Origin of the sequence: Stutzerimonas stutzeri, from assembly GCF_000952685.1 — a bacterium.
GTDB classification, from domain to species: Bacteria; Pseudomonadota; Gammaproteobacteria; order Pseudomonadales; family Pseudomonadaceae; genus Stutzerimonas; species Stutzerimonas stutzeri_E.
The window spans coordinates 120486-126962 of record NZ_JYHV01000018.1; the positions used below are offsets into that span (position 1 = coordinate 120486).

Annotated in this window: 5 protein-coding genes; 1 reads left to right on the top strand and 4 read right to left on the bottom strand. The window is 59.8% G+C overall.

All coding sequences use genetic code 11. The features are described 5' to 3' along the window. Positions 1-64: 64 nt before the first annotated feature. Positions 65-928, top strand: coding sequence for a helix-turn-helix transcriptional regulator (locus tag UF78_RS11315; RefSeq protein ID WP_045162323.1), 864 nt, complete (start codon positions 65-67; stop codon positions 926-928). Positions 929-971: 43 nt separating this feature from the next. On the opposite strand, the gene UF78_RS11320 is transcribed toward UF78_RS11315, so the two are convergent. From UF78_RS11320 to UF78_RS23000, 4 genes are all read right to left on the bottom strand, one after another. Beyond that, on the bottom strand, positions 972-1697 hold the full coding sequence (locus UF78_RS11320; RefSeq protein WP_045162324.1) for a DUF4198 domain-containing protein: 726 nt from the start codon (positions 1695-1697) through the stop codon (positions 972-974). 54 nt (positions 1698-1751) lie between these two features. Further along, positions 1752-3836 carry a TonB-dependent receptor gene (locus UF78_RS11325; RefSeq protein ID WP_155397631.1) on the bottom strand — a complete coding sequence of 695 codons (2085 nt, stop codon included), beginning with the start codon at positions 3834-3836 and terminating at the stop codon, positions 1752-1754. Positions 3837-4132: 296 nt separating this feature from the next. Further along, entirely contained in the window at positions 4133-5161 is a 1029-nt protein-coding gene (locus UF78_RS11330) for a GGDEF domain-containing protein (RefSeq protein ID WP_196298659.1), read from the bottom strand. A 205-nt stretch (positions 5162-5366) separates the two neighbouring features. Continuing rightward, the coding region (locus UF78_RS23000) for a YDG domain-containing protein (protein WP_045162326.1) at positions 5367-6477 on the bottom strand (1111 nt) is incomplete at its 5' end.

The window sequence follows — 6477 nt, forward strand, 5'->3', positions numbered from 1 at the left end:
CGATCGTTGATCCATCCACAGCCGCCGGCCGTCATGGTCCCGGCCTTACATCGAGGTGCTAAGGATGTCCATTGCCCAACGTGTATTTCATGGAAAGTTCGGCCGGGTTGCGCTCCTCGACATGGACAAGCCGCTGGTCACCCACTCGCATCACGAATGCCATGTGTTGGTGAAGGCGGCCGGGGCGGATACCTTCTTCAAAGTCAATGGCCGCCAGGTTCCGCTCACCGACCGCAGCGCTGTGCTGGTCAACGCCTGGCAGCCGCACTATTACGACTACCAACAGGGCGCCGAGTACACACAGATACTGGCGCTCTACATCGAGCCGGCGTGGCTGGCAGACGCTCAGCAGTCATTGGCGCTCAGCGGCCATCCCGAGTTCTTCTCCCAGCCCTGTATCGAGCTCAGTGGCAAGAATCGGGCGATGGCCGACCGGCTGATCGCCGAGGCTTACTCGTCCAGCCTCGTTCCACTGGAGCGTATCGAGTTTCTACTGTTCGACTTTCTGATCGAGCTGATCGAGGACTTTTCTCAATGGCAACACCTTCGCCGATTGGGACTTCCGCCTCGACAGGGGTTCGCCGATGCGCGCATCCGCCGAGCCTGCGAATACCTGCAGACGCACCTGGACGACCCGGATTGCATCGCAAACGCCGCGTTGGCTGGCGGCTTGTCGCGTGCACATTTTTTTACCCTGTTCCGACAGAACACCGGTATGACGCCCATGCTGATGCTCAACGATGCACGCATGCGTCAGGCCTTCTCTTGGCTGGAACGCGAACGAAGCGGAACCTTGGGTAAGCTCGCCGAGAATCTGGGCTTTTCCGAGCAAGGGCATTTCACGCGGTTCTTTCAACAGCACATCGGCGCCTCGCCGAGCCAATACCGCCGGGTCGTGGACAGTTACCCGTCCGATCTACCCAAGTAAGGCTCTCACTCTGAAACGCCGCCCCACCGGGGCGGCATCTGACTCAATGCTGATGATCCGCCTTGCGAAAACTCAGCGAGGTGAACATACCGCGAACGCGAGCATCCGGGTCTTTGCTGGCGATGCTCGTCGAGGCGCCGATTACGTTGAACTCCCGGTTACGCACCGGAACGACGGCCTTGCCCTGGGCGTCGGTGGTCGCGACGACATGATCCGGGTCGTTGATGTAGTCACCGAACAGCTCGATGCCTTCGGCGGGTTTGCCATCGACAAGCACCTGTACCGGCAACGCGTCGCCCATATTCAGCGATAGCGGATCGACCTGGGGCACGATGACCAGCTTGAGTTTATCCAGCGCTGGCAGCTTCGCGCCCTCTTCGAGCAGCGCAAGGCTGTATTTGTAATAGCGCCCGGAATCCAGCGCGTCGGGCACCTGGCTTTCACCGACATTGCGCCATGTTTTATCCGGGGCTTGCGTCCAGTAGCCGTTGTCCAGCGCCACCGCGATCACGGCTGGCGGCTGTAGGGGTTGCAGCCGTGCGTGGTCACCGAGACGCTCGACCGTGACCGGGATTCGCCCGCCATGCAGGTCGGTCGCCCAGGCGCCGGAGATTTTCTTGGCGTCGTAGGCGTTGTCTTCGGCGCCATGACCGTAGATCACCTCGATATTGCCACGGCGCTCCTCTGTCCACATGCCATGAGCCGAGGCCTGTCCAGCCATCAACATGGCTATCAACGCCGCGGCGATTTTTGCGTGTTGCTTGTTCATTCGTTTTCCTTGCGGTCTGGTGGGCCTGGCTCGCGGATCGAGCCGGGGCGGTCGTTACAAATTCAGTGACAGGCTTAAACTGAGGTTGCGCGGGTCGCCCGGCATCACCCAGACGCTGCTGTAGGAGCGCTCGTAATAGGTACGATCGAAGGCGTTGTTGAGGTTCACACCCAGGGTCAGGTCCGGGGTCGCCTTGTAACGTGCGAGCAAATCCACCGTGGTGTAGCCCGGCAGTTCGAAGCCACTGTCCGAAACGTTGCCGGAACGGTCGCCGACGTAGTTAACGCCACCACCGAGCTCCAGGCCTTGCAGCCCTCCGTCGAGGAATTCGTACACGCCAAGTAGGCTGCCGCTGTGTTCTGGCACGTTGAGCAGACGGCTGCCGCGCTCGATGGTGTTGTCCTTCGTCACCTCGGCGTCGACGTAGGCATAAGCGCCGATCAGGCGTATCTCATCGGTGATTTGGCCGGTCAGTTGCAGATCGATACCCCGGCTGCGCACTTCTCCGGCTGCGATCTGGCTGCTCGTATCGGCCGGGTTGGCGGTGAGCACGTTTTCTTTGGTCAGGTGGAAGGCAGCAATGGTCATGCCCAGGCGGCTGTCGAGCAGATCCAGTTTTAAACCGGCCTCATAGCCAACCCCCTCCTCCGGATCGAACGGCCGGTTAGCGGCATCGGCACCACTGTTGGGTTTGAACGATTGCGAAGCGTTGGCGAATACCCCGACCTCGGGTATGAACTGGTACAGCGCGCCGATACGCGGGGTGATTTTCTCGTGCGTCTGCTCCGTGCGCTTGCCGTTGATTTCGTTGTCCAGACGATGCTCGTAATGGTCGTAGCGAGCGCCGATGACGCCGAAGAGTTTTTCGGTAAAACGCATCTGGTCTTGCAGATTCAACGAACGGGAATGGACCAGCTCGTGACGGTCGGTGCTACGCCCGCCCGGACCGATGCTGAACGGTGGTCGCGGCTGACCATAGACCGGTTGGTAAATATCGATTTGCGAAATCGGCTGGGAACGCAGCAGTTGCTCACTCTTGGCGTAGCGCTCGTATTCCGTACCGATGAGCAGGTTGTGCTCGACGCTGCCGGTATACACCAAGCCACGCAATTCGAGCTGGGTGATGCTGTCCTGCCAATCGAAATCGCGATAGCGGTACTCGCGATTGAGCGTGCGCCCATCGGCAGCAAGAGTACTCGCCTCAGTAGCACCACCGTTCAGGCGCCCCTGCTTGTAGTGGCTGGCCAGGCGGACCGTCCAATTGGTGTTCAGGTCATGCTCGATCTCGGCCTGCAGGCTTTCGTTGTTGTTGTCGATCTCGCCATCACCGGGCTCGCCGAAAAAGTCGGAACGCGAGACGCTGCCAAGGTGATCGTTGGGCGCAACCACGCCTCGGTCGAATACCTGGCTGCTGCGGATCACCTCCGCTTGCACCAACAAACGGGTTTGCGGCGACAGCTCCCAGCTGAACGCCGGTGCGATGAATTGGCGTTCACCGGAGCGGTAATTGCGGAAACTTTTGTTGTCCTCCACCGCCAGATTCATCCGGTAGAGAACCTTCCCGTCTTCATCCAGCGGCGTATTCACATCCAGGCTGCTGCGGTAGCGATCCCAGCGACCGGCACTCAGATCCAGACGGGCGAACCGATCGTACTCCGGACGCTTGCTGACGATATTGATGGTGCCGCCCGGGTCGCCACGACCATAAAGGCTGGACGCCGGCCCCTTGAGCACATCGATGCGCTCGACGTTCGATGGATCCTGCGGATTCATATAGCCACGGTTGACGCTGAATCCATCCTTGTAGAATTCCGAGGTGCTGAGACCGCGAATGCTGTACTCGTACATCGTCAGGCCGCCAAAGTCGTTCTGGCGCGCCACGCCTCCCGCATAGTCCAGCGCCTTCTCGATCCGCGGGCTGCCGAGGTCATCAAGGACCGTGGCGGGAATGACACTTACCGCCTGCGGGACCTCCTCAAGCGGACTGTCTGTTTTGGTTGCACTGGCCGAACGCCGAGTGCGATAGCCCCGGGCTTCGTCGTCCTCTCGATCCGCCGTGACCACCACCTCTTCGAGCACCGTGGTTTCGGCCTCTTGCGCCCACGCCGGCATGGCGGCCAAGCCCGTCATTGCCGCCATGCCGATAAATCCTGTTGAAACTCTTTTACGCATCACGACCTCTAACAGATGTTATATCGTAACATTTGATAGAAGCGTTTCGTTGCTGTCAAGATCGCGTGGTGCGCCGGGTCGGGTGTTGGTCAGCACCTCTCGTAATGCGAGCCGGATTGAGCAAACGATCTATAACGAGAACTGCCTCGTCTGGTCTACCCAGCGGCATCCTCGTCCAGCCGACGGCCGCACCCGAGCGGCGTGAGTCTCCAGAGCGTAGGCCGTACCCAGCGAGCGACTCTCCTGACGCGTGTTTGTAAGCGCTACGTAGCGGCGGCTATCACTCTGTTCTTGCCTGCCGCCTTGGCGAGCAATAAGGCAGCATCGGCTCGATGAAGCCCTTCCCGAAGCATCTCGTCTGCCCCCAGCACTGACGTGCCAATGCTGGTTGAAAGGCGTGACGGAAACCCCACAGATGCCATGCGCACCGCGTGACAAAGACGTTCGGCGATGGGCGTGATTTCACTCTCGTTCCTCACCGGCGCCAATACCACGAACTCCTCGCCGCCCAACCGACAAAGGATATCGCCCTCGCGCAGCATGCTGGTCATTGCTTGCGCTGCCAGCTTCAGCGCTTCATCACCGGTGGCGTGGCCGTATCGTTCGTTGATCCGTTTGAAGTTGTCCAAGTCACAGTACGCGATAGCAACCCTGTGGTTTTTCGGCAGATTCGAACGAATGACATCGAACAAACGCGTCAAGCCCAGACGGTTCCAGGTGCCTGTCAAAGGATCGATCATGGCCATGCGCTGTTCGCGCCGAAGTGCTTCGCGAAGCTCGGCGATCTGCGCTTTCTGGCTGGATACCCGTATGTAGCCTTCCGCCAGATGCGCCCATTGCCGCAGATGATCGATGCACAGGTCGTTGAGGCTCCGCGCTTTCGAATCGAGCAGGCAGAATGCGCCGATACGGTGCCCGGCGATGATGAGCGGCTGGCCTGCAAAAAAACGGACGCCGAGAGCCCTGAATGGGCTATTGGATAAGCGATCGTCAACCGCACCATCGGCGATCACGAGTGTTTTATCCATCGGCGCATTCTGTAGCCATCTGGCTATCTCATCGTTGTCGCCAACGCCCTTGAGCGTCGTTCCTGCTGCCAATCGCCCCAGCTCGTCACCGAATATCGAGAGCAGTACCGTATCGACTGACAGGAGGCGCCTTGCCAGATCGCAAAGCGTATCCAGATAACCGTCCACCGACGTTTCGACCAAATCGGCCGTCTCGGGCGTGGGGAGATGCTGCTTCTCCACGGGATAAAGTGATGAAAACATAACAACCAATGCGTTACCCAAAGGGCGAATTTTGCTTATCGATTCACGTGCAGGATGACCGATAACCAGAACGACGGAGGGTCGCCAAGCGCGACGCCGCGAACGCGGCCAGACACAAGGTGCGCCGCGCATAACACACGCGGCCGCCTTATCTGATTGAAATCAAAAGCGCCCAGATCACTGGGCGCTCTGTATAGCTTTCAGGGCGTGTTGTTCCGCTAATCGGTCACATACCGATTTGCGAGACTTCTTCGCTGCTCGCCAAGTTGCGCGCCCTTTCAATCACCACGGTCCTAAGCGCCTGGACATTTACACCCAATCGCTTTTTCGACACGGCCAGCCCGTACGCCGCAATCTCTTCGCTGGTCAGGCCCGCGCCCGTTTGGCCCACCTCAATCAACAGAGCCCCGCCTTTCAGTAGCGCGACCTGCAGATTCAACCAGGTACCGCCAGCGAGAGGCACAACGCCGTGCGAGCTGACTATGCTGGATCGCTCCAGCAAAGGAGACTGACCGACAAGCGACGCCTCCCGCTCCAGCGTAATGCTGCTGCCCAGGTCCGTGGCCGAGTACAGCCCTTGCCCCCTCAGCGGTTGGCCAGGATCGCGGTCATAAAGCGCCAGGGTGTTCGTGGAGGCCGGTTCCAGTCGGGTATCCTCGAGCGTGAGGCTCAGGATTGTTCCCATGCTGAGGGCGGATCCTCGTACAACCGTGGCAGCCTCGCCTGAGCCCTGCGGCGGTTCGGAGCGTTCCGGGACGATGTTGTACAACGTGTCTGCAAGTACCGGCCAAGGACCGATTGAGGTCTCAAGTACAGGTCGATTGGTGGAGCGATCACGCGATAGTTCAGTGCCATTGGCGCCGCTCGGCTCTGCAATCAATCCCGCCGGAACATAGTACGGCGCCTGGATCGTTGCCTCGCCAAACACGGGCGAATCAGCCAAGGTGTAGTTGTCGGCATCCCCGCCAGCCAGTTGCAGTTCCACAGCGACCGTTTTGTTCTGCCCTGCTGCCGGGTCGCTGAACGCCGCGGTACCTGAAGCGCTGATATCGTCGCCGGTAATCACTCCATTGAGCTTCGTATCGCGGATGACGGCAGTGCCATTCCCGTCGTAGACCTTGTCAGCGATATTGACCACCGCGGTGATGGTCTTCCGATCGATATCCGCTTTACCGATCTGCGCACCGGTATCGAAGGCGTAGTTGTTGGCCTCATCGCCGGTCAGAGCGATACCCGAGCCGCTTACCGATTTATCCAGGCCTGCGTTCTTGTCAACGAACGAGCCCGTGCTGCCGCTGGTGTTCACCTTGCCGGCGTCGCCGGCCACCACGCCGATC

Coding starts and splice junctions, on each gene's coding strand:
- UF78_RS11315 (WP_045162323.1), top strand. CDS start 65: ATGTCCATTGCCCAACGTGTATTTCATGGAAAGTTCGGCCGGGTTGCG.
- UF78_RS11325 (WP_155397631.1), bottom strand. CDS start 3,836: ATGGCGGCAATGACGGGCTTGGCCGCCATGCCGGCGTGGGCGCAAGAG.
- UF78_RS11320 (WP_045162324.1), bottom strand. CDS start 1,697: ATGAACAAGCAACACGCAAAAATCGCCGCGGCGTTGATAGCCATGTTG.